Raw genomic sequence first — 22,847 nt, forward strand, 5'->3', positions numbered from 1 at the left:
GCGCCAATAATAATTTTGCATCCAAACGATTAAAACATTTGATGAATTTAGATAAAAATATAGACGGAAAAACAATAAATGCATTGGCAAAAAATTATAATGCATTAGACTATTCTGTAAAATTATCTACTTCATTAAAAAATGTTTTTCCAACTAAAAGTTTGGATAACTTTTCAAAATATGAGCTACACAAACTTCTAAATGACACTCTTTTTCAATATTATAAAGGAGAAGAAATACTTAAGTATAAACTGTTTCAAAACTACATAAACAAAAAAAGCATTGTAGCTGCCTTTGAAATTAAAGTGAACAATAGTCGATTAGATTTTTTAACTATAAATGGGCATACCACTAGTTTTGAAATTAAATCAGAATTAGATAATTTATCTAAATTAAGCAAGCAAATGGCTGATTATATGTTAGCATTTGAGTACAACTATTTAGTTATTGACCAAAAGCATATTGAAAAAGCAAAAAAAATATTACCCAAATCTTATGGTCTTTGGAGTTATGAAAAAGGAAAATATAAGAAACTAAAAAAAGCATTACTTAATGAAAAAATGGATTCTGAAGTTCAATTAAAATTGTTAACCAAGTCTGAGCTTGTTAATAGCTTTCCTAATTCACGAGGTGAAATAAGTAATATTTTAGATTGCCTAACAGCTAAAGACATTAATAGTCGATTTAAAAAAACATTAAAGAATAGATATCGAAACAGGTGGGAATTTTTGAGGACAAATAAATCTGAAATATTTCCAATGGATGTCCAATTTTTCTTCAATACTAATATTGAACCTTGCCATATTTATTACCTTTAGTTTTTAGTTTAGTCAAAATCTCCATTCGAAATTTTAAGCTTTATACAGTGTAAATAATGCTCCATGCTAATTCTTTTGAATTTAGCAGGACTCTTTCCAGATTCACCTCCATTATTTTCACCTAATTGAATGTTCGAAATAATTTCCCAACCTTTATTTCCAACACCTAAATAGTCTAATGAATCTGACTGCATTCTTTCTGTGGATTTAGAACCAATAACTGCTGGAACTATTGTTGTTTCAAACTCTATTAAATCTGGTTTTGTTTCACCTTTCTTATGTCCTCCATTTTTATATCTAAATCCAAAGAAATTATTTGTTACAGCATCATAGAAAAGAAAACCTGGACTTATAACACCACCGCTAGTTATGTTGTCTTTTTTAATACCTACATAATCCGAAAAGCAATGACCAGCAAACTGTTTAAATATGTAGGGTAGACTATTATCGATAGTATCTATCATGTTTCCATGATTTAATCCAGTCATTGTTATATCTTCTGGAATTTGATTATGATGAATCACAATGTTACAATTTAGATTTTTGAAATCTTCAACAATATCTTGAATATCCCCATCTGTTTTATCTAACTCATTGTTTTCAAAATCCATAATAATGTAATCATATGGCTTTACAGATTTTTTGATTTGTTGAATGTCCTGATGAAAAGTTTCTATAAAAGTCCTAAAAGCAATAGTTTTAAAGTCATTTCGTATTTCTTTTTCTTGTAGGGAAATAGAATCGCCCTCTCCGTTTATCTGTAGATATGAGGATATTACGGGAATTATTTTAGAAGCAACGGGTTTTAACTTCTTTAAATACTCTGTTCGTTTCTCTCTATTTGTTACTATAGTCCTTAAGAAAAGTAGTGTTGGCGGTTTTGTGTTTCTGCTTTGAGGGAGATGAACCGGTAAATCAATAAAAACCTTATTAGCTTTAATACTTTTAATAATTGGAATATAAACATCTTCAAAGGATTTTTCCTTTTTTGAACCAAAAAGCGAGATTTGAGGGTTTTCTTTTTTTTCAGAATTCACCCTATCTAGTTCTTTAACAATTTCAAGACAGGGATATATTCTTTCGCCAAAATCAAAGGATTTTAAAACTTTAGTTTCTTGTGGTCGAACCCTAAATATTGGCATGTATTTTAATAATGTACTCATTCTTCTGCATTTAAAATAGAACTAATTCCTATTAATATATTTATCTAACACAACTTTAAGTTTTAATTTGTTACCAAACGAATATGGTAATATTTCTAGGTACTGTAATCGTGCAAGTACAACTGCTGCATGTGTATTATATTTACGTGCTAATTGTCTTATATCTTTTTCTGTAATATTTTCTGATAATTCTGCTGTAATGTTTTCTGGCAATAACCATTTGCTAGCAAAATTATCTGCTTCAATTTCTTTTTTAGTATCCAATTCATATTCTTTTAAATCTTCTATAAAAACATCTTTTTTACCATGTAATAGAATATGTCCAGCTTCATGAAAAAAAGAAAACCAGAAATGGTCGTTAGATTTATATCTGTCAGTTAACTGTATTAAAGGAATACCTCCTACCCATCTTGCTACACCGCTAATTGGAGCTTTGGGAATATTTGCTGTAAAAATAACAGCAACTCCAGCATTTGAACAATACTGCTGCAAACGCAAAGCAAAATCTTCTGGATGAATTCTTACCATTGTTCTGATTTCTTTAAGCGCTTCTTTAAATGTGTCTTTACTATATGAACCCAATTTTAGCTTTCTCATTTCTACTTCTCCCATTCTCAAAAAAGCTGCTAAACCACCTAAAGTAATTTTATGCGCATCACTTTTTCGAAAGCTAGATGCTGCATATTGATTTACATAAAGTGATTCCCATTGTACAGGCGAGGCAACTCCATAAAACTTTAAACATTCTTCAGCCATTGCAGAACTTACTTTTTTCGTTTTTAGATAACCATATTCTTTCAACTCCTTAATAGGCTGTATTTTTAACCAATCTATATATTTCTCTAATGTTTCTTCTTGGTCAATTCTTAATAATTTTTCACGATATAACATTTCTCTATTAAGCCAAAACTGTGCATCTATTCCAAGAACTTTTTCCAGTTGGAGTGCAGTTGTCAAAGTAATAGGCTCCTTGCTAGATATAATATCATTTATTTTAGAAGGCGTTTTACCCATTCGCTCTGCAAGCTCAACCTGACTCATTCCAATATGTTCTATTGTTTCCAATATAGTATCGCCAGGTTTAGAAAGAAGTTCGCGTTCATCTACTAATTTGCTCATAATCTTAATTTTTCTAATGATAATCAACTATTTCATTAATACATATATCCGTTACGGATTTAGTATCTAAAGAGCCATCTTCATTTTTTGGAAGCGGGTTATGAGTTATTTCAAATATCATGCGATGATTAGCAGATATATTTAATGCCCATTCTCCATCTCTATCTCCAGATAACTTATGACAATTAGCAGCCGGTATTTGCATCAGAACATAGAGATTTGGAGATGCATTAATGTCATCCAATCTGCTAGATATTCTCTTTGCATTCACACCAAAGCTTCTTTTTATCTCCGATGCGCTACTTAATTGCTTTTTTAGCTTATTCTTTTGATACTCAATTTTCATTAATAAAAATATTTATTACCGAAAAAGGGTAATAATTTTTACAAATATAATTTTATTTTTGAAAATAACCTAGATTATTAAAAGTTTCTTGAAACCCAATTAGATAGCAAATAGTTTTTATTAATTACTTTCTTTTATCAATAGAAGATTTATCAAACCCAATCAAATTGAACAATTCACGCATTCTAGAGCGTACACGATTGCCATAACTTTCTTCCAATTCTTCAGCATTAAGGTTGGTGGTACCATGTGTTTTAAATTTGTATTTTAAAAAGAGCTCGTGGCGAGAAAGTATCACTTCACCCATGACGTTGCAGTCTTTACCAAAGTATCTTCCTGTTGGTTCAATGCCTAAATCATCAAAACAATAGAATCTGTTGTCGCCATATTGCTCAATGATTTTATACCCAATATGATTAAAAGCAAAGGTTACATTGCGTGTAGGTATCATTTCGTAAGATTGATAGTATGGTGTAATATGTCGGATGAGTTTCATTAAAGAGGTTTTTCCGCAACCGACAGGGCCTGAAAGTAAAATGCCCTTTTTTGGGTCAATATTTAGTTTTTTGCAGGCTTGATAATCTTTAATTTGATAGTTACAAAGTTTATAGATTATATCTCTATCTTCTTTGTAAATCTTGAACTTGTTACCAAACAATAATTTGCCTTTGGCATCGAGATATATAAGAATCTTTTCAAAATCATAATTGATTTGATTGCCATTTAGTTCTCCGAGCTTGTATTGATCGCTTCCCTCTTTTATGATATGTGGTGTTTGGTTTTTCATTTTTCTATCAAATGCCAATTATGGCATTATAGCGGTTCGTTGTAATTTTTATCAGTAGTAGTTTTTAGGTTGTCCTGATATTGGTCAACCTCGTTAGGTTTGTTCTGGTTTTTTGAACTTTCAGAATTTGAATTTTTAAAATTTTTCGGTTTGCTATTGTTTTTTGGGTTTGTTACTGTTTGTATATGTTTGTTTATAGATACCACCGCTTGTCCATCGCTTGTCCAATTTTTGGTCTGGCTAGAGTCCATTGCTTGTCCACCTCTTGTACAAAAATTGAACATCCTAATTTTACTTCCATGAAATGAATTGTGCGAAGGCAAATATTCAAAATACCGCCAATAATTCAGCTCTTTTATACAGCGATGATAGGTAGTTCGCGAACCAATTTTTGATAGTTTCATTACATCATCGCGATTAATGTAAAATTCATCTCTAAAAAAGTTAGTATTCCACAGATAAAACAAAGCAAAATACAGACTAATATGCGTTGGATTTAATCGAGAATCTTTGAAAATATGAACAAATACAGCATTAAGATGCTTGATGTAATTGATGTCTTCCAAAATAGATTAGAATTTGTTATGAATCCTATTCTTCTCCAAGACTTGCATGATTTCTTGATAATCATAATACAGCACACCTCCGACCTTGGTATAAGGTAAGGTACCATTAATTCGCAAGTTTTGTAATGTACCTGGTGAAATACCCAAAAGTTCTCGAACTTCTGGTGATTTGAGCCATTTTTTAGTAACTTGACCTGATTGCTGGTTGAGTAGTTGTTTAATTTCTTCTAAAAGTTCCACCTTAAACTCATATAGGTCTTCTGTTGTTATAATTTCTGTAGCCATAGTAAAACGATTTAAAATAGTAAAGCCGTCAAGGTTTTTAATTTTTAAATGACGGCTTTACCGTGATTTGACTTTCGTTTTACAAAATTGGGGTGGTTTATTGGGTTTTATTCACAAGATTAGTCATCTTGGGTGTTTTTATTTACTCATTTTCAATGAATTAAATTTTGATAATTTAATGGCTTGTATAATGATTCTAAATAACAAAACACAGCAAATAAAATGTGGTAGCCTAAAAAAACCAAAATACCCAAGTTGGGTATCTTGGGTGTTTTTAATCGTCTATTTCATCCATTCGTTTTTCTAAACTTTCTTTAAGTGTGTCTAGAAACTTGGTTCTCCCTTTTTTGCGTATTCGTATTTCGAGAAACGCACGATAATAGTCTCCTAAATCAATTTTAAAAATGCGTTCAGTAACTCGGGCGATATCTTTAATATCGACAGAGCCGTTATTGATAACATCTGTACAATGAAGTGCATAGATGAGTTCAATCAGGTTCACTTTTTGACTTGTCCAAACTATCTTCGATTCTTTTTGAAGGTGAAAAGAATTTAGATTTACGCTAGTGTTTTCCAACTTATCAATTTCTTGTTTAAGATAGACAATAAGTAAATCATAAGCCAATATAATAGCGACTGTGCTATCGTGACTCGTGGAAAACTCATCGTCTGTTAAGCAATGAAAATTATCTGGAAATAAACGAAAATCTGCTTTTCCGCGAATAAAATATTGTTCATCAAAAGCAGTAGATTGTCTTCTGTAATAGTGATAAAAGTCTAAGTTTTCGTTGAAAAAAGTCTGTAATTTTTCTATGTGTAAATTGAAATATTTTATCTGCGATTTATTGCTACCACGAGGACGTTTGCTTTCTATACTGAGAAGTTTGATATAATATATAAGTTTACTATATACCAGTGGCTTCGTTTCTTTAAAAAATTCTATTTCAGCATTTTTTGTTTTAAAGCCTTTTTGTTTAACGGTTTTCTTCATCTTTTCAAGATAACCTTTAGTGATTTTTATACCTTTCTCTGCTTTAAGATGAATATCATTATTATCAAGTTCTATTACATTGATTTCGGCATTTAAGTTTTCTATAATTTTTTTCAATTCTAAAAAGGTTAAATATTTGAGCTTTAATACAATAATGTTTTAGACTATGTTTACTAAACCAAATTATGATGCAAATCATTAATAGCGTCAATTAGTGAACTTCCATAACCTTTAGTTATCTCAAATCCTTTGCTATCTATCAAAACGGCAATATTCTGATTGTTTTCTTGATAAAACTTTACGTACTTAAGATTTGTTATTTCTTGGTTCTTGTTGATTTTTAATATTAAGGTATCTTCCATCTTGTCATTAATTTTTATGAAAACCAGTAGAATAGAATCAAACTTGATTAGCCCAACCCTAAACTACCAGCGTTCACCCTTATGGCACAGGGTTTTATGTTTCTACACTTGACATGTAAAAATATTAGCATTATTTATAGCTCTATACATTGAACTATTCTTATTTTTTTTGAAGGTTTCTTTTCGATAATGGATTAATAATCTAATTCAAACACTTTTGCGTTTTGTTTTTTCATGACTTTACTTGGTGTAAGTTTTACTAAAAAATCTCTAATCAAGCATACTATTTTGTTATTTGATTGAGCCAGTTTACCTATTCTCCAACTTGTATCGATTACGTGTCTTGCTTTTTTTATTCTAATGCTTTGGTAGGTTTCAAAAGTGGTTTCAAGACTTTGCTCTTTACTTAAACAGTTGCTTAAAACATAAGCACTTTCTATGGCTTGGACTGCACCCTGCCCAAGATTTGGTGTTGTGGCATGACATGCATCGCCTACCAAACAAACGGTATCTTTATACCATTTTTCTAATGGCTGTAAATCCCAAATTTCTCCTTGAATGATTTTTTCTTCAGGTGTATGTTGAATGATTGATTGAACTGTAGGGTGATAATTGGCAAAAACCGATGATACGTTTGGTTTGTTCTTATAAAACATATTCTTATCCATAAGCCCAAACCAGTAAACTTGTTGGTCGTTAATATGAACAAACCCAAATCGTGTACCTTGTCCCCAAATTTCATTAAGTTCATTGTTGAATTGTGAATCTATTTTTATAGTTGAAATACCTCTCCAACATATCTGTTTTGCATCTCTTAAGGATGTGTCTCTAAAAATAGACTTCCTAACTGCTGAATGAATACCATCTGCACCAATTACAATATCTGTAAAGCGAACTGTATCGTCTTCGAATGCAAGTACTGTACTATCTTTATCTTTAATTATGGATTTCAACTTTTTATTCAAATGAATTTTTGTGTCACCAATGTGTTTGAGTAAAATTTTATGTAATGTTGCTCTATGTATTGCCACCGCTTGAACGTTGTAATCTGCTTCAAAATCTAATAGACTGGCTTTTGCCAAATACCCAAGTTTTTGGCTTCTTATATTCATGGATTTAGTATGATGTCCGTTAGTACGAATATCTTCATAAATACCTAATCTTTTAAAGATTTGCATTGCATTAATGGCTAGATTAATTCCTGAACCTACATCTTTAAATTTTTCTGTACTTTCATATATTTCAACCTGAAACCCCTTTTGTTTTAAGGCAATTGCTGTGGTTAAACCTGCAATTCCTGCACCGATGATTGTTATTTTTTTTGATTTATCCATAATTTGAATATGTTTAATTAAAGCCTATCTATTTCTATTTGTTGTGCAGTTTTAATCTTATAGTAATTTTTTTCTGTTTCTTCATTATCCTCAAAATTTAGAATTATTTTATCTCTGTTCTTTGTAGAAATAATAATGTAAAGAGGATAACTTGAATTAATTAATAGATGGCATTTTCCAAAGTTTTTAAGTATAAATTCGCCTTTACTTATTTTCCCCAAACTAAACCCATTAGTTCTATAATTTATACTAGGCACTTTATCCGTTAATTCTATATGTTTTATATCGGAAATTGGTATTTTTAATCCGTATAACCCAGAAAATGTAACAGTTTTATTCGTAATAATTGCTTTAGATGGCGTTATACCATAAGTAATAGGGTAAATTAAAAGCAATACTACAAAAGCAAGTATTATATTGTTTAAAGTTTGTGTCTTTTTAGCTTTTTTATTAGTGTCAAATTTTTTAGCATTTATAATCATTATAGCAACTCCAGATAAGGTAATTATAAGAATCATTGAGTCGGCTAGCAGTAAAAAACCTACATGCTTAAAAGCGTAGTAACCAAGCACTATTGTTGTGCCCATTACAATAAAACTATTACGAATAAATGTTGATAGTTTACCTATTTTAACGTTTTGTTTTTCTTCCCAAGACATAGCATTATAACCAGCAATTAGATTTGGTGATGATTTTACCAAGAAGCCTATTCCAATCATAAAAATTCCAACAAGTATATTTACTATGTCCATTGTTTTTAATTTTAACTAATGTTTTTTTGTTAGAAACATAACTACTCCAAAGATTACTAATAAAATTACTTTTCCTACTAAATAGCCATACCCATATTCGGTAAGTCTGTTTAAATCGGTTATCAAAATATTTGCAATATTTATAAGAAGCATAATCGATACCCCTAATGAGATATAAAAAAGAACTTTCTTCATTGTATATAGGTAATGGGAGTTTGTGATATTTAACAAACTCCCATTATTAAATGTTATTTGATTACTGTAGTTGTAGTTGGAGAATATAATCCAAAAGTAATGGCTGAAACTAATCCGTTCACAAAAGTTTGCCTTGTACGAACTGTATAGTTTTCTGCTCCTTTAGCCATTTGTTTTGAATCAGAAACACCAACAGGTGCTAAGCCAAAAATTACATAATGATTCCAACTAGTGGTTTCATTGTTTCCTTGAGCCCCACTACCTACAACACTTGTATATGAGTAGCAAGAAGTTAACAACATTGATGCAGCAAATACAACTGACATCATTTTCATTGATTTTTTAATCATTTTTTTAAAAATTTTAGTTATACATTTTTTTAGAATACTCTTTCTGAGTCTTGTTTTCAACGAAATGTTATAAGCACTAGCAGAATAGAAGAAAGTATATGCTCCACCCTAAACTGCTAGTTTTCAACATCCCTTAATTGCTGAAGCTCATATTATTTTTTAATAAACTTTTTAGTTTTACCATTTTCAAATCGTACAAAATATAGCCCAGTATTTAAGTGTTGTACACTTATAGACTCATTATTGTTAATAGTACTATTCATAATTATTCTTCCCAATTGGTCATGTAAGGTAAATTTCATTTCTTGTTTTAAACCTGATATACTTATAAAGTTAGAAGAAGGATTAGGGTATAGAACAATCCTGTTTTCTACACCAAATTCTGGAGTAGATAAAGTATCTCCACCACATTCAATATCTAAAAAATAGTTATATTCTCTTCCAAATGGAATCGTTGAAAATGCACTCGCGTTATTTGGAGCAGGGTTTCCAAAAGTATAGCTAAAATGAGAAATAGCATTTGCTGAAATTGACTCTGTACCGTAGGTGTGATCTCCTGGAGTATCGTAAATAGCCATTACCCAATAAGTACCAGGTTGTAGTACAATTGGATCCACTGGTAAGGTAACACGACCTTCACCAACAGTTCCAATACTAGACTCTACAATTAAATTATTAGGAGCACCTCCGTCATCATCATAAACCACCATTTGTACCGCTGCTCCAGTATTTTTGCCTATTAAGTTGATACTGCTTAATACACCCTCTTCATAAAGAGTATAACTATTGCCCAAGAGCGTGTTTGCTGGAAAATTTGCAGCAAGGTTTTCAGTTGGAATTTCCGATGCACCAATACCGCATGTAGAGGTTGTTGCGCAAGTAATATCAAGAAAATACAGAAATTCTTGACCTATAAAAGAGCTAAAACCTGAAGCGTTTGGTGGTATTTCCTCACCAAAATTTAAACTCTTATAATGCACTACATTATCTGTTGATGTAACATCTCTTTTTGTATGCTGTCCAGCGCTATCATAGACGGCCATAATCCAATAATCTCCAGGAGGAATTACAATTGGTGTTACTGGTAAAGTGACTTTACCCGTACGCACCTTGTGTACCTCTGAAGAGGCTATTAAGTTATCGGGGTCACCATTGTTATCTGAATAAACCGCCATTTGAACATTAGCATACGTACCATTTCCTATAAGGTTAATTGAATTTAGCGTACCCTCTTGTAGAAGCGTATATTTTGTGCCTAATAAATTATTAGGTGAAAAATTAGCATTTTCATGATTTGGAGTATTTATTGAGTCCCCAATATTACAATCTGATTCTAGTATGCAATCCATCTCTAAAAAAAATAGAAAATCTTGGCCTGTATAGCTTGTAGAATCAGAAAAATCTGGTGGCACTCCAGACCAAAACGAATGATTTTTATAATATACAGTGTTGCCAGTTGCAGAAGTGTTTGTTTTAGTATGGCTTCCTGGAGCATTAAAAACTGTCATAATCCAATAGTCACCAGGAGGCAATTCAACAGGTGCGACGTCTAGACTAATTAAACCCTCTCCAACAGTACCTAAACTAGAAGCGGCTACTAAATTATTTGGCTCACCATTATTATCATCGTATACAGCCATTTTTATATTAACACCTGTGCCATTACCAATCATGTTTATTGAATTTAGTATACCTTGTTTATCTAAAGAGTATTTCACACCAAATAGCAAATTAGCTGAAAAACTTCCATCAACATAGTTTGAGTCCGCAAGTGAGTTACCAATATTACATTCTGTCGTAGATGGGCAAGTTATGTCTAAATAGTATAAGTGACCTTCACCAGAATATCCAATTTCATTTTCAAATTCTGTAGGCATTGGAGCATCAAAATCAGCATTTGCAATTCTTACTGAAGTTCCAACTGTATAATCCCCCATAAGACTATGAACACCATCTTCATCAAAAATACTGGTAATCCAATAAGTCCCTGGCTCAAGTGTTATAGGTACTACAGAAAGTGCTACTACGCCATTATTGACTACACCAACAGTTGATTCAGTAATTAAGTTATGCGGCCTATTATCATAAGAACTGTAAACCCCCATTTTTACTTGAGCACCTGTACCATTACCTATCATATTAATTGAGTTGAGTGTTCCTCTGTGGTTGAGGCTTACTTTAACAGCTCTTAATCTATTTTGATAGAGTATAGTCTCTTCATTAAAATCTGGTGTGATTTCAGAGTTACCAATAACGCAATCTTGCGCGTTTATATTTAAAAATGCCAAGAGCATAATTAAAAAAAGTGTGTATTTGTTTTTCATTATTAAATTATTTATGTGTTTAAAAATTATTTTTTAATAAATTTTTTGGTTTGCCCATTTTCAAACCTTATGAAATAAAGCCCAGTATTTAAATTCTGAATATTAATAGCTTCATTATTCTCAATTTTATTATCAAAAATTTTTCTTCCTAAATGGTCATATAAACTGAAGTACGTTTTTTGTTTTAAGCCCGATATTTTAATAATATTAGAAGATGGATTAGGGTAGAGCTTTATATCGTTATTTATCTCTAAATCAGGTGTAGATAAAGTAGAACCACATGTGATGTCTAGGTAATACAGATAATCTTGCCCTGTATATGTAAATAGGTTTATAGCTTGTGATGGCAAAGGGTCGTCAAAATTGTGTGCGAAATGGTAAACACGTCTGCTACTTGATGCATTTGTATTGACATTAGAGTGGTTTCCGTCAGAATCGTAGTTTGCCATAATCCAATAATCACCTGGTTGTAAAACAACAGGGGTTACAGGTAATGCGACCATACCATCTCCAACAGTTCCAATTTCAGATGTTGCAACTAGGTTATAAGGGCTATTACCAAGGTCGTCATAAACTGCCATTTGTACATTAGCACCTGTGTTATTACCTATAAAGTTTATTGAGTTTAAAGTACCCTCTTCCGTAAGTGTATGTTTAACACCTAAAAAGCGATTAGGTATTATGTTGTATTCAGTGTAATCTGGGGTAATATTGTAATTTCCTATACTACAATCTGTTTGTGGAATGCAGGTTACTTCTAGAGCATATAAAAAATCTTGACCACTAAAGGTAGAAAAATCTGAAGCGTTAAATGGCAATGGAGAACCAAATGCTAAACTTTTATAATATATATCGTTTCCTGTGGCATTGGTATTAACATTACTGTGATTTCCAGGTACATCGTAGAAAGCCATTATCCAATAATCGCCAGCGGGTAAATCAACAGGGATTACTCGGATTGATTGACGGCCACCTAGAACAAGTCTAACACTAGAAGCACGCATTAAATTATTTGGCACTCCATTATTGTCGTCATACACTACCATTTGCACCTGTGCGCCAGTTCCATTACCTATATAATTTATGGCATTTAAAGTACCTGGTTGCGAAAGTGTATGTTTAGTGCCTAATAGGTAATTTGCTGATATGCCGAATGTGTCAAACTCTGGCGAAACTTCAAAGTTGCCAGTAATACATTCATTTTGCACTGATGATGAACAAGTTATATCTAAAAAATATAGAAGAGTTAAACCATAATCTGTACCATTATTAAATGTAGATGCATTAGAAGGCATTGAATCTCCAAACGCTATACTTTCAGAGTAATAATATGTGTTCCCTGAAGTTTCTACAGTACCTAGAGTATGTGTACCGGAAGCATCATAATTCGCAAACACCCAATAGTCCCCTGGGGAAAGCAAAACAGAAGGTGTTTGTAGAGATACCAAACCTTCATTAACGATTCCAATATTGGATGTTGCTACTAAATTATTAGGCACTCCATTATTATCATCATAGACTGCCATTTGAACAGAAGCGTTTGTAGCAGTTCCAATTAAGTTAATTGAGTTTAGAGTCCCCTCTTCAAAAAGGGTATATTTAACCCCATACAATCTATTAGATTGTAAATTTATATTTTGATGTTCTTCAGTTATAAGATTATTTCCTATACTACAATCTTGTGCATTTAGCTTTAATAATGCTAGAATTGTAATTAAACAAATGATGTAATGTTTTTTCATATTCCGAGTTGCTTTTTATGTTTGTGTTCTTAAAATTTTTAACAAAAATAGATTTGAATTACCTTGAAAGCGTTCACATAAGAACCAGATGCTTTCAATTTTAAAGCATTGATATTCTTAATTTGTCTAAAAAGTATTGATGCTTTAAAAATTGATTCAGAAACTATAAAAATTGATTCATCTGCTTTATAAAAAAAGAATAATTGTAAGTTTTTAATTATAGTAGAAAGCCTTTCATAAAAATGAAAGGCTTCAAGTTATTCAATGCGCATCAGCCCGTTTAAAGCTACTAACAAAAAAAGGCGCGAGATAGTTTATTACATTTTGGATGTACTAATCTTTAATAAATTTTAAAGATTGCCCACTATTAAGTTTTACAAAGTATAATCCTGTTTTTATACTTGCTACATTTATACTTTCATGTTTTTCTATATAACCTTCTAGTACTTTTTCACCTAAAGTGTTATACATTACATACGCTTCTCTTTGTTTTAATCCTCTTATAAAAATGTTTGTTGAAGACGGATTTGGAAATAATGATAAGGTGTCGTTTATATTAAAATCATCATTAGATAATGTAGAACATGATATATCTAAATAATATAAATAATCAGCACCTCCAAAATCAAAAAAGCCTGAAGCATTAACAGGCATTGTGTCTCCAAACGTTACACTTTGATAATACAATCTGCTGTCTCTTGCATTTTCATTCTTAAGCACATGATCACCATCAGTATCATAAACCGCCATAATCCAATAATCACTAGCGGGTAATGTAATAGGGGTCACGGGCAGTGCAATATGCCCACCTATAACCGCACCAACACTAGATGTAGCGATTAAATTATTGGGAACCCCATTTTCATCATCATATAATGCCATTTGTACTTGTGCTCCTGTACCATTTCCAATCATATTGATAGAGTTTAAAGTACCAGACTCTGTAAGAGTTACCTTTTTAGAACTAAGAAGTACATTTGCCACAAAGTTGTTCCCACCTGTGAACTCAGGAGTAACTTCTGAATTTCCAATGTTACATGCCGATGGTGTTGATGATGAACAGGTTAGGTCTACAAAATATGGTAAAGCAAGCTCTGAACCATAGGTTACAAAAGCTGACCCCCTATTTGGCATAGGATTTCCAAAAACATGACCCTGTCTATAAACTTGGCTACGTGGGCTACCTATGGCAGCAAAAGGGGTATGAATACCATTTTCATCAAAAATAGCGAATACCCAATAATCACCAACAAGAAGTCGATAATTAGGAGCACTTAAAGTCACCAAACCTTCTGTAACAACTCCTATTTCAGATGTGGCTATTAAAGCGTCAGGTTCTCCATTATTATCATTATAAATTGCCATTTGAACTTGTGCTCCAGTATTGTTCCCTATCATGTTTATGGAATTTAGGAGCCCTTCTTCGGTTAAAGTAAATTTAACTCCTGAAAGTAAATTTGAATTTGAAAAATTCCCTGAACCATCGTTATTTACAATAGTATTTCCAATAGTACAATCTTGTGCATTTAAGCTTATAAATGCTAGACTTGTAATTAAATAGAGTAAGTACATTTTTTTCATGTTTATATGTATTAAAGTTTGCTGTGCAAACGTACTAATACACAAAACCAAGTGAGAGTAGAAAAGACCCAAAAACTTTCAATTTTAAAGCATAAAAATCTATACTTATATAAAAAACATTAAAACTTTAAAGAATGATTCAAAGGCTTTAAAAAATGATACACTATTACGTTTTAGCAATTAAATCACCTCATTTTGATTTGTACTTCTTTAAGAAAAATAAATTGAATTGAATTTTAGACTATATAGTTCTAAAACACCCAAATAATCATCTGTTTTTCATATTACCTTTTCCTTTGGTAAAGGATATATTGATAAAAATTAGCCATTCTTTTTTTGAATTTTGCCACTCTTCATCAAAATTAAGACTAGAGATTTGAAGTGTTTTTTTTAGACCTTGATGAAGATTGTTTATTTGATTTGCTTCTATTTCAATACTAAGAGACATAGCAAGGTCTGAAAACATATTAAAATTTACAATATAACCATCATTAGATGCTATGGTTTTTTTTATTTCTTCCACGGCCTCGATTCGTGGTTTGTGTGCAGTTAATATCCAGTTTAATTTATTTTTCATAATCAAATATTGCGTATTCGGTTGTATTAAAACAAAAGCCTTTCATGTATATGAAAGGCTTTATTAGCTCTAAGATAATTTATCTTAGAACACTACTAATCAAGGTAATACTTCAAGAGGTTTAAAACTAATTCTTACCTTATATTCTACCATGAATGTAGAGAAACTATATAAAATGTCTTCCATTACCTTTCAACTACTTTTCTAATACTATTGTTATTTGTATCAAAAACATAGATGGTATAATCGGGACCAAGTGTTATTCCCCAAGGATTAAAAAACCTAGCCGAATTACTATCTCCATCTTGATTGCCAGTTTCTATAGCACCAGCAATTGTTGTAATTTGTCCGTTTGGTGTGATTTTCCGTATGCTATTATTGAGGTAATCTTGAATAAAAATAGTATCATCCACACTTATTTCAATGTCATAAGGATGATTGAACTTTGCTGCCTCTAAACTACCATCTAAAAAACCCTCTCCTGCATTACCTGCATAAGTGCTTACTATTCCGTTAGGAGTGATTTTTTTAATTTTATCATTTCCTTCATCAGTTACAAATAGGTTTCCATTGGAATCAAAACACATATCTGTTGGTTTGTTAAACTGTGCTACTGATATGTCTCCATCAACGTCTCCTTCAGTAGTGCCTGCAAAAGTAGTTACAACTCCTTCTTGAGTGATTTTTCGTATTTTCGAATTGTGAGGGTCAGCAACATAAACGTTACCAATAGCATCAATAGAAATACCTGTTAGTCTTTTGAATTTCGCCTCTGAACCTGTTCCGTTTTGAAAACCTTCGGTGCTTCCTGCAAGTGTAGTTACTGCACCTAAAGGAGTGATTTTTCTAACCTTAAAATTATCGCATACATATAAGTTGTCTTGAGCATCAATGGCAATACTATACGGTGTATCAAACAATGCTTCGCCACCATTTGGGTCATCACTGTAACCAGAACCTCCTGCCCCTGCAAAGGTATCAACGTTTCCATCTGGTGTCATTTTACGTATAACATGGTTGTTTTTATCTACTACAAATAAGTTTCCTTGCGAATCTATTACACCATCCGATAATTCGTTAAATTCTGCATTAGTCCCAATAGCATCAAGGTAGCCCTGGCTACCACCTGCAATTGTTGTTACTTCTACATCAGATATAATATAGTTAAAGGTTGGCCCTTGCAACTCTTCATTATTTATTACAAGTTTTAATTCGCCATTATAGGCTTTCGAAGGAACTGTTACAACAATTTCTGAATCTGTTAGACTTTGAACAACAGATTCAATATCATCAAAATAAACTTCTACTTTACTTACATCTGTTCCAAAGTTTTCTCCTGAAATTACTACTGTTGATAGCATTGGTCCTTCCGTTGGGCTTATAGATGCTATGTTTGGGTTTTTGTTTTCTGGCACTGGTGCCTCATCATTACTGCTACATGCTGTAAAAATAACGATGCATGCTAGCATCATTAATTTAAAAAGTGTTTTCATTTCTTCTTTTTTGTTATTTTAAAATTTTATTCTTGTGTGATTTTTCTAACTCGATCATTAAAGCCATCGGCTACATATAGATTATTATCAGAATCGATTGTCATATAAAGAACTGTTTTAAACATGGCTTCTTCTCCAACTCCATCTTGAAGACCAAATACACTTCCGGCTAATGTTGTAACGCTACCAGATTTTGAAATTCGTCTAATTACATTATTTCTATAATCCGATATGTATATATTTCCATAATCATCTGTAGTTATCCCTTGTGGAGTATTAAATCTAGCTTCTTCAATAGATCCATTAACATAGCCTGCTTCTATATTTCCTACAACTGTGCTAACTTCTCCACTTAATAATATTTTGCGCACGCCATGCAAACCTACATCTGCACCAGTATCAACAACATACAACGCATTATCGCTTCCTAAAGTAATCTGACCTGGAAGCGTGAATTTTGTGTTTAATCCGTTTCCATCTAAATGCCCAACTTCACTACCAGCAATGGTTTCTACTATATTATCTGGGGTAATACGCTTTATTTTGTGGTTTCCAGAGTCTGTTATATAAAGATTACCTTCTGCGTCAATTGCAATCCCTTTAGGTGATTTGAATTTTGCATTCTCACCAATATCATCAAAGTCTCCTATAGAACTGCCTGCTATAGTGGTAACATGACCTGTTGGAGATATTTTTCGAATTTTATGATTTCCTGTATCAGTAATGTAAAGGTTATCATCAGCATCTATAGTAATACCATTAGGCGATTTAAATTTTGCAATAGTGCCAATGCCATTGGCAAAGCCTTCTATACTTCCTGCAAATGTGCTTACTATACCATCAGGTGTTATCTTTCTGATATTAGAATTATCCTCGTCAACTACAAACATATTGCCATTAGAATCGAATATCATTGAAAAAGGAGTATCAAACTTTGCGGTTTGCAAATTGCCATCAATATTTCCTGAAGTAGAACCTGCAAAAGTAGATACGTTTACTTCTGAAATCTCATAATCAAAGTATGGTCCAATGTGCTCAACATCATCTATGGTAACTATAACCTCTCCATTATATGACTTAGATGGCACGATAAATTCTATCTCTGTATTTGAAACGCTTACCACATTAGCACTTACACCATTTATACTTATAGTTACAGTGCTAATATCACTACCAAATCCATTACCATATAATGTTACCTCTGTACCTTTTGGACCATGGTTTGGACTAATACTACTTATTGTTGTGACAGTGTTAATGTTATCATCACTTCTATTACATGCTGTAAACAACACAACAATGCACACTATTACCAATGTTTTAAAAAGTGTTTTCATTTTTTCTATTTTAAAATTTTATTCTTGTGTAATTTTTCTAATGCGGTGGTTGCCACCATCTGCTACGTAAATATTGTAATTATCATCTACGATGATGTGACTTGGATATAAAAATTTAGCAACATCTCCAGAACCATCTTGAAACCCTCCGCCAACAACTCCAGCAAGTGTAGTAACTATACCTGATTTTGATATACGACGTATTAAGTGGTTATGACGATCAACCACATATATATTGCCCAACTTATCTAATGCAACACCTGATAAAGTACCAAACTTTGCGTCTTCTAGTGCCCCATCAACATAACCGTTTTCAGTACTTCCAGTAACTGTTGTAACAACTCCATCTAATGTCACTTTTCGTAAACCATGGAGACCACCACCAGTACCAAATTCAGCAACATACAAAGCATTGTCATTATTAAAAACTAATTGCCCTAATAGAGAGGAAAATTTTGCATTGGCACCTACACCGTCCTGATAACCACTTGTACCTCCTGCTATGGTAGTTACCATGTTACTTGGCAACTCAATGCGCTTTATTTTTTCGTTTTCAGAATCTGTAACATAAAGGTTATGTTGATTGTCAATTGTTATACTATTAAGGAAATTGAATCTCGCATCTGCACCAATACCATCAACATCTCCAACAATTCCATTACCTGCTATGGTAGTTACATTTCCACTTGGTGCTACTCTACGAATAGCTCCATTACCAGTGTCTGCTACATAAATAACATCGTCTTTATCTATAGTAATACCTGAAGAACCAAAACCGCCTAAAAAACGAAACCTAGCATCTGTACCATCTCCATCTGCAAAGCCACCTTGTTGATTTCCAGCTAATGTGCTTACTTGACCTAATGGTGTTATTTTTCGAATGCGATTGCTAAAATCCGTCACGAACATATTCCCTTGTGAATCAAATACTATGGAATGAGGCTCATTAAACTTTGCTATTGCTAAAGCCCCATTTGAATTACCCATAGTTGAACCCGCAAATGTTGATACTTGTACATCCGAAATTTCATATTCAAATTCAAAGTCTGTATATTCTATACCATCAATGGTTACTAGAATTTCTCCTTTAAATGCTCTTGGTGGTATTTTAAACCTTATTTCGGTATTGGTTACACTAATAATTTCTGCATTTATTTCATCTACACTAACGTTAACGTTACCAGTAGTTGTACCAAAACTTACACCAATAAGAGTTACTATAGTGCCTTTTGGTCCATGGTTTGGGCTATAACTCGTTATTGCTGTGTCGGGTTCTGTAGTGTCATCGTTACTGCTACATGATGCGAAAACAGAAAAGCATACTAGCACAACAACTATAATACTACTGGTTTTGTGTTTTAAGGCTTGTTTTTTATTTTTCCATTTTTGATGGAAATTGCCAAATTCTCTGTTTCGGTTCATTTGGGTGTTATATCTTCTCATAACATATAGTTTAAAATTATGGAGCAAACATAGTCTTAAACTCAGGTGTTAATCATTCACAATTATGTCAAATGCTTTCAATTTTGACACATTTTTAATCGCACCTAAAGTTGAGTTTTCAAATTTGATTCAAAACCTTTAAAATTTGATTCTTTTTGGGTTTCTAATAGTAAAAACACTTGCTCTTAATCGATAATTTTTGCAGTTTAGCACTATAAGATGTAATTTAAAACTCCAAATCTTGATTAAATAACTTCTAAAATATGCCTACTATGTATTCTACAAAATCCACACTATTTTTAGTATTATCATTGTTGTTTTGCCTACAGTCTAATGCTACAGATTATTATGTTTCCAATTCAGGAAATAACGCTAACAATGGCTTAACGCTAGCTACTGCTTTTTTAACTTTACAACATGCCTCAAACCTTGTTTCGGCAGGAGACACGGTTTATGTAGTAGATGGCACTTATGCTGGTTTTGATGTTAGAGATGTTAATGGCACAAGTACAAACCCTATTACCTTTATTGCCATTGGAGATAATGCTATTATTAATCAAAGAGGCCCAATACGAAACGATTGTATTAATATAGAAAATTCAGATTATATTATAATTGATGGTTTTAAAGTTAATGATGCTCCTGGTAACGGAAACGGTATTAGAGTAGTTCTGTCTGACTTTTGTATAATTAGAAATAATTTTTGTAACAATAATGCTGAACGAGGGATTTTTACTGGTTTTACAGACGATATTATAATTGAACATAACATTTGTGCAAACTCTATTGATGAACACGGTATTTATGTATCTAACAGTTCGGACAGGCCTATAATACGTTATAACGAATGTTACGGTAATAATAACATTGGCATTCATATGAATGCTGACCGCTTTTCTGGTGGAGATGGTATTATTAGTGATGCGCAAATTTATGGAAATATTATTCACGATAATAATTTGGCCGCAGGCATAAATATGGATGGTTTAGAAAACCCAGAAGTGTACAATAATCTTATCTATAATAATCATTCTGCCCAAGGCATCGCTTTATTTCAAATAGATGGTGCTATTGTTACCAATGGTGCAAAAATTTATAACAATACTATTATTGTTCCAAGTGATGGTCGTTGGGGTATTTTGTTACAGGATGGTGCAAATGTGAATACCGAAATATATAATAATATTATAATAAATGAACACGCTTGGCGAGGCTGTATATCCGCTGAAAGCACAACACAGTTAACCAGTAATTATAATATACTGAATAATAAAATGAGTTATTCTGGTGATGGCTCGGTAACCAGTTTAAGTGATTGGCAAACACAGGGTTTAGATGCTAATTCACAAATTGCAAACTCACTATCTCAAATTTTTGAGGATAATAATACCAATAATTTTCATTTAGCAGAAAATTCACAAGCAATCGACGCAGGAACTAATGCTGTAAACACAGTTGTTATTGACGATTTAGAGAATGAGCCCAGACCTAATGGGTCAGGTTTTGATATTGGTTCGTATGAATATAATGCCTCTCTATCTATAATTACAGAAGAATATACCTCTTTTTCCATTTTCCCAAATCCAACTTCAAATAAAATATATTTTGATTCCACATTAAACTTAGAAACTATAGCAACAATAATGCTAACCACAATAAAAGGACAAACTATTAAAAGTTTTGAGCCAAGTCATGTATTAAACATCAGTAACCTTTCTTCGGGTTTATACTTACTGCATATTTCCTTGAAGAATAAAAACCATATCACAAAAAAAGTATTAATTAAATAAAACCTGTAAAAGTGAAAAGAATTTATATCTATATTTTAGCAGTAACAGCCTTATTGGCTTGTAGTAATGAGAAAGATGATAACAAACCTGAAACCGGAATGCGATATTTTAAATTTCAAAGTTGTCCAGAAAGTAGTCATGGTAATTGGCAAGACACAAATTTTATAGCTGGAACAAAAAATCCACAAGTTATTCAACAATGTTTAGACCAATTAGCTTTAAATAAAAACGATAGACGATTATTTCCATTAGGAAAAATAAAACATGGAAGTGCTGGATATAATTTTAACGAATCGCATGAATTTAATTGGCATTTCGATGAAGAATCTTGGGAATTGGTAGAGCATGGAGCTGAGATTTATGATGGTTGTGCCTATTCTGATGTAGAATTAACAAACTTTGTTGATGCCGTTGGAAGTTATGGCGGTTGGAGTAATATTATTGTAGAAGAAATAACCGTAGATTAAATCTAATAAGCTCTCAAAAATTAATTAATCAAAAAAAAATATGAAGCCTCTATTTTTAATGATTTTTGCCTTTCAAATATTTAGTTGTCAGGCTCAAAAGCAAGAATTACTAATTGATAAAACACTAATTTCTGATTTATCAAACACACCTATTTATTCGAATTTAACAGAAACCATAAATGATAAAATAGTTTGGAAAGAAGCTTACAAATACATTGACAGTATTGAAATTTATAAAATAACTTATATGAGTGATGGTTTAAAAATTAATGGATTACTGGTTAAGCCAAAACAACTAGGCAACTTTCCTTGTGTCATTTTCAATAGAGGTGGCAACAGGGATTTTGGTGCATTAAAAATAGCACATGGCGTAATACCAATGGGCCAAATTGCCAAAGAAGGTTATGTTGTAATTGCCAGTCAGTATCGTGGAAATGGCGGTAGTGAAGGGCAAGAAGAATTTGGTGGAACAGATGTAAACGATGTTACAATTTTACCAAAAGTTCTAGAAGAAATAGAAGAAGCTAATACAGACAAAATAGGAATGTATGGCTGGAGCAGAGGAGGCATGATGACTTACATTGCTTTAACAAAAACTAATAAAATTAAAACTGCCGTTGTTGGTGGTGCAATCTCAGATAGTTTTAAAACCATAGCTGAGAGACCAGAAATGGAAACACAAGTGATTGCGGAATTAGTTCCTGATTATAACATAAAAAAAGAAGAAGCTTTAACAAAGCGTTCTGCGGTAAAATGGGCAAATAAGTTTCCAAAAAATGTTCCAATTCTTATGCTACATGGCAATGCTGATTGGCGCGTAAAATCTGAGCATAGTCTAAAAATGGCATTAGCGTTTGAGAAATACAGAGTTCCGTACAAGTTAGTGATTTTTGAAGGAGGAGACCATGGTATTTCTGAACATAAAACTGAAGTTAATACACAAATCATATCCTGGTTTAATAAGTATTTAAAAAATGATACTCCGCTTCCTGACATGAAATATCATGGAAGGTAAACAAAATTGT

The 22,847-nt window shown here is 32.2% G+C and carries 22 protein-coding genes; 4 read left to right on the forward strand and 18 right to left on the reverse strand.

All coding sequences use genetic code 11. The features are described from left to right. Positions 1 to 41 precede the first annotated feature (41 nt). Entirely contained in the window at positions 42 to 818 is a 777-nt protein-coding gene (locus TD29_RS17890) for a sce7726 family protein (RefSeq protein WP_052467055.1), read from the forward strand. A gap of 8 nt (positions 819 to 826) precedes the next feature. Here the strand turns inward: TD29_RS17890 and TD29_RS09380 are convergent, their stop codons facing one another. From TD29_RS09380 to TD29_RS09470, 18 genes are all read right to left on the reverse strand, one after another. Then, positions 827 to 1,981 (reverse strand): beta family protein, encoded by a 1,155-nt coding sequence (locus TD29_RS09380; protein WP_084203429.1) that lies wholly within the window; start codon positions 1,979 to 1,981, stop codon positions 827 to 829. 21 nt (positions 1,982 to 2,002) lie between these two features. Next, positions 2,003 to 3,100, reverse strand: a complete 1,098-nt coding sequence (locus tag TD29_RS09385) for a HigA family addiction module antitoxin (RefSeq protein WP_040280297.1) — start codon at positions 3,098 to 3,100, stop codon at positions 2,003 to 2,005. Between the two features lie 13 nt (positions 3,101 to 3,113). Continuing rightward, entirely contained in the window at positions 3,114 to 3,446 is a 333-nt protein-coding gene (locus TD29_RS09390; protein WP_040280298.1) for a type II toxin-antitoxin system RelE/ParE family toxin, read from the reverse strand. A 124-nt stretch (positions 3,447 to 3,570) separates the two neighbouring features. Next, positions 3,571 to 4,233: a P-loop NTPase family protein gene (locus tag TD29_RS09395; RefSeq protein ID WP_040280300.1), complete on the reverse strand. Its 663-nt coding sequence runs from the start codon at positions 4,231 to 4,233 to the stop codon at positions 3,571 to 3,573. 26 nt (positions 4,234 to 4,259) lie between these two features. Further along, the gene (locus TD29_RS09400; RefSeq protein ID WP_040280301.1) at positions 4,260 to 4,799 is read right to left on the reverse strand and encodes a hypothetical protein; all 540 of its coding nucleotides are present in this window, start codon (positions 4,797 to 4,799) and stop codon (positions 4,260 to 4,262) included. Positions 4,800 to 4,805: 6 nt separating this feature from the next. Beyond that, positions 4,806 to 5,084 carry a helix-turn-helix domain-containing protein gene (locus TD29_RS09405; protein WP_040280302.1) on the reverse strand — a complete coding sequence of 93 codons (279 nt, stop codon included), beginning with the start codon at positions 5,082 to 5,084 and terminating at the stop codon, positions 4,806 to 4,808. A 274-nt stretch (positions 5,085 to 5,358) separates the two neighbouring features. Beyond that, the gene (locus TD29_RS09410; protein WP_040280303.1) at positions 5,359 to 6,192 is read right to left on the reverse strand and encodes an RteC domain-containing protein; all 834 of its coding nucleotides are present in this window, start codon (positions 6,190 to 6,192) and stop codon (positions 5,359 to 5,361) included. A 56-nt stretch (positions 6,193 to 6,248) separates the two neighbouring features. Then, complete coding sequence (locus TD29_RS09415) at positions 6,249 to 6,437, reverse strand: hypothetical protein (protein WP_040280305.1); 189 nt, start codon at positions 6,435 to 6,437, stop codon at positions 6,249 to 6,251. Positions 6,438 to 6,631: 194 nt separating this feature from the next. After that, complete coding sequence (locus TD29_RS09420) at positions 6,632 to 7,771, reverse strand: FAD-dependent monooxygenase (RefSeq protein WP_040280306.1); 1,140 nt, start codon at positions 7,769 to 7,771, stop codon at positions 6,632 to 6,634. 17 nt (positions 7,772 to 7,788) lie between these two features. Then, the gene (locus TD29_RS09425) at positions 7,789 to 8,523 is read right to left on the reverse strand and encodes a DUF3784 domain-containing protein (RefSeq protein ID WP_052467056.1); all 735 of its coding nucleotides are present in this window, start codon (positions 8,521 to 8,523) and stop codon (positions 7,789 to 7,791) included. Positions 8,524 to 8,771: 248 nt separating this feature from the next. Then, positions 8,772 to 9,068, reverse strand: coding sequence for a Bor family protein (locus tag TD29_RS09435; protein ID WP_040280308.1), 297 nt, complete (start codon positions 9,066 to 9,068; stop codon positions 8,772 to 8,774). Between the two features lie 152 nt (positions 9,069 to 9,220). Continuing rightward, the gene (locus TD29_RS17895) at positions 9,221 to 11,392 is read right to left on the reverse strand and encodes a T9SS type A sorting domain-containing protein (protein ID WP_052467057.1); all 2,172 of its coding nucleotides are present in this window, start codon (positions 11,390 to 11,392) and stop codon (positions 9,221 to 9,223) included. A 26-nt stretch (positions 11,393 to 11,418) separates the two neighbouring features. Continuing rightward, positions 11,419 to 13,134: a T9SS type A sorting domain-containing protein gene (locus tag TD29_RS17900; protein ID WP_052467058.1), complete on the reverse strand. Its 1,716-nt coding sequence runs from the start codon at positions 13,132 to 13,134 to the stop codon at positions 11,419 to 11,421. A gap of 333 nt (positions 13,135 to 13,467) precedes the next feature. Beyond that, positions 13,468 to 14,706 (reverse strand): T9SS type A sorting domain-containing protein, encoded by a 1,239-nt coding sequence (locus TD29_RS17905; protein WP_161792614.1) that lies wholly within the window; start codon positions 14,704 to 14,706, stop codon positions 13,468 to 13,470. A gap of 277 nt (positions 14,707 to 14,983) precedes the next feature. Next, complete coding sequence (locus tag TD29_RS09455) at positions 14,984 to 15,292, reverse strand: hypothetical protein (RefSeq protein ID WP_040280309.1); 309 nt, start codon at positions 15,290 to 15,292, stop codon at positions 14,984 to 14,986. Positions 15,293 to 15,477: 185 nt separating this feature from the next. Continuing rightward, positions 15,478 to 16,785, reverse strand: coding sequence for an IPT/TIG domain-containing protein (locus tag TD29_RS09460; protein WP_052467060.1), 1,308 nt, complete (start codon positions 16,783 to 16,785; stop codon positions 15,478 to 15,480). A 26-nt stretch (positions 16,786 to 16,811) separates the two neighbouring features. Beyond that, the gene (locus tag TD29_RS09465; protein ID WP_040280310.1) at positions 16,812 to 18,122 is read right to left on the reverse strand and encodes an IPT/TIG domain-containing protein; all 1,311 of its coding nucleotides are present in this window, start codon (positions 18,120 to 18,122) and stop codon (positions 16,812 to 16,814) included. A gap of 18 nt (positions 18,123 to 18,140) precedes the next feature. Continuing rightward, positions 18,141 to 19,565, reverse strand: a complete 1,425-nt coding sequence (locus TD29_RS09470; RefSeq protein WP_084203431.1) for an IPT/TIG domain-containing protein — start codon at positions 19,563 to 19,565, stop codon at positions 18,141 to 18,143. A 272-nt stretch (positions 19,566 to 19,837) separates the two neighbouring features. Here TD29_RS09470 and TD29_RS09475 point away from each other — a divergent pair, with 272 nt between their 5' ends. Genes TD29_RS09475 through TD29_RS09485 form a run of 3 tightly spaced genes read left to right on the forward strand, consistent with a single transcriptional unit; the run spans position 19,838 to position 22,837 of the window. Then, entirely contained in the window at positions 19,838 to 21,355 is a 1,518-nt protein-coding gene (locus TD29_RS09475; RefSeq protein ID WP_161792615.1) for a choice-of-anchor Q domain-containing protein, read from the forward strand. 11 nt (positions 21,356 to 21,366) lie between these two features. Then, entirely contained in the window at positions 21,367 to 21,822 is a 456-nt protein-coding gene (locus tag TD29_RS09480; protein WP_040280315.1) for a BP74-related protein, read from the forward strand. Between the two features lie 40 nt (positions 21,823 to 21,862). After that, positions 21,863 to 22,837, forward strand: a complete 975-nt coding sequence (locus tag TD29_RS09485) for an alpha/beta hydrolase family protein (RefSeq protein WP_040280316.1) — start codon at positions 21,863 to 21,865, stop codon at positions 22,835 to 22,837. The last annotated feature ends 10 nt before the right edge of the window (positions 22,838 to 22,847 follow it).

The organism is Psychroserpens damuponensis, from assembly GCF_000826655.1.
GTDB lineage: Bacteria > Bacteroidota > Bacteroidia > Flavobacteriales > Flavobacteriaceae > Psychroserpens > Psychroserpens damuponensis.

Bases quoted from the DNA above. Each gene is read 5' to 3' on its own strand.
- TD29_RS09460 (WP_052467060.1), bottom strand. From the start codon at position 16,785: ATGAAAACACTTTTTAAATTAATGATGCTAGCATGCATCGTTATTTTT.
- TD29_RS17895 (WP_052467057.1), bottom strand. From the start codon at position 11,392: ATGAAAAACAAATACACACTTTTTTTAATTATGCTCTTGGCATTTTTA.
- TD29_RS09415 (WP_040280305.1), bottom strand. From the start codon at position 6,437: ATGGAAGATACCTTAATATTAAAAATCAACAAGAACCAAGAAATAACA.
- TD29_RS09385 (WP_040280297.1), bottom strand. From the start codon at position 3,100: ATGAGCAAATTAGTAGATGAACGCGAACTTCTTTCTAAACCTGGCGAT.
- TD29_RS17890 (WP_052467055.1), top strand. From the start codon at position 42: ATGAATTTAGATAAAAATATAGACGGAAAAACAATAAATGCATTGGCA.
- TD29_RS09380 (WP_084203429.1), bottom strand. From the start codon at position 1,981: ATGAGTACATTATTAAAATACATGCCAATATTTAGGGTTCGACCACAA.
- TD29_RS09425 (WP_052467056.1), bottom strand. From the start codon at position 8,523: ATGGACATAGTAAATATACTTGTTGGAATTTTTATGATTGGAATAGGC.
- TD29_RS09435 (WP_040280308.1), bottom strand. From the start codon at position 9,068: ATGATTAAAAAATCAATGAAAATGATGTCAGTTGTATTTGCTGCATCA.
- TD29_RS09420 (WP_040280306.1), bottom strand. From the start codon at position 7,771: ATGGATAAATCAAAAAAAATAACAATCATCGGTGCAGGAATTGCAGGT.
- TD29_RS09390 (WP_040280298.1), bottom strand. From the start codon at position 3,446: ATGAAAATTGAGTATCAAAAGAATAAGCTAAAAAAGCAATTAAGTAGC.
- TD29_RS17905 (WP_161792614.1), bottom strand. From the start codon at position 14,706: ATGTACTTACTCTATTTAATTACAAGTCTAGCATTTATAAGCTTAAAT.
- TD29_RS09485 (WP_040280316.1), top strand. From the start codon at position 21,863: ATGAAGCCTCTATTTTTAATGATTTTTGCCTTTCAAATATTTAGTTGT.
- TD29_RS09470 (WP_084203431.1), bottom strand. From the start codon at position 19,565: ATGAGAAGATATAACACCCAAATGAACCGAAACAGAGAATTTGGCAAT.
- TD29_RS09395 (WP_040280300.1), bottom strand. From the start codon at position 4,233: ATGAAAAACCAAACACCACATATCATAAAAGAGGGAAGCGATCAATAC.
- TD29_RS17900 (WP_052467058.1), bottom strand. From the start codon at position 13,134: ATGAAAAAACATTACATCATTTGTTTAATTACAATTCTAGCATTATTA.
- TD29_RS09465 (WP_040280310.1), bottom strand. From the start codon at position 18,122: ATGAAAACACTTTTTAAAACATTGGTAATAGTGTGCATTGTTGTGTTG.
- TD29_RS09405 (WP_040280302.1), bottom strand. From the start codon at position 5,084: ATGGCTACAGAAATTATAACAACAGAAGACCTATATGAGTTTAAGGTG.
- TD29_RS09455 (WP_040280309.1), bottom strand. From the start codon at position 15,292: ATGAAAAATAAATTAAACTGGATATTAACTGCACACAAACCACGAATC.
- TD29_RS09475 (WP_161792615.1), top strand. From the start codon at position 19,838: ATGTATTCTACAAAATCCACACTATTTTTAGTATTATCATTGTTGTTT.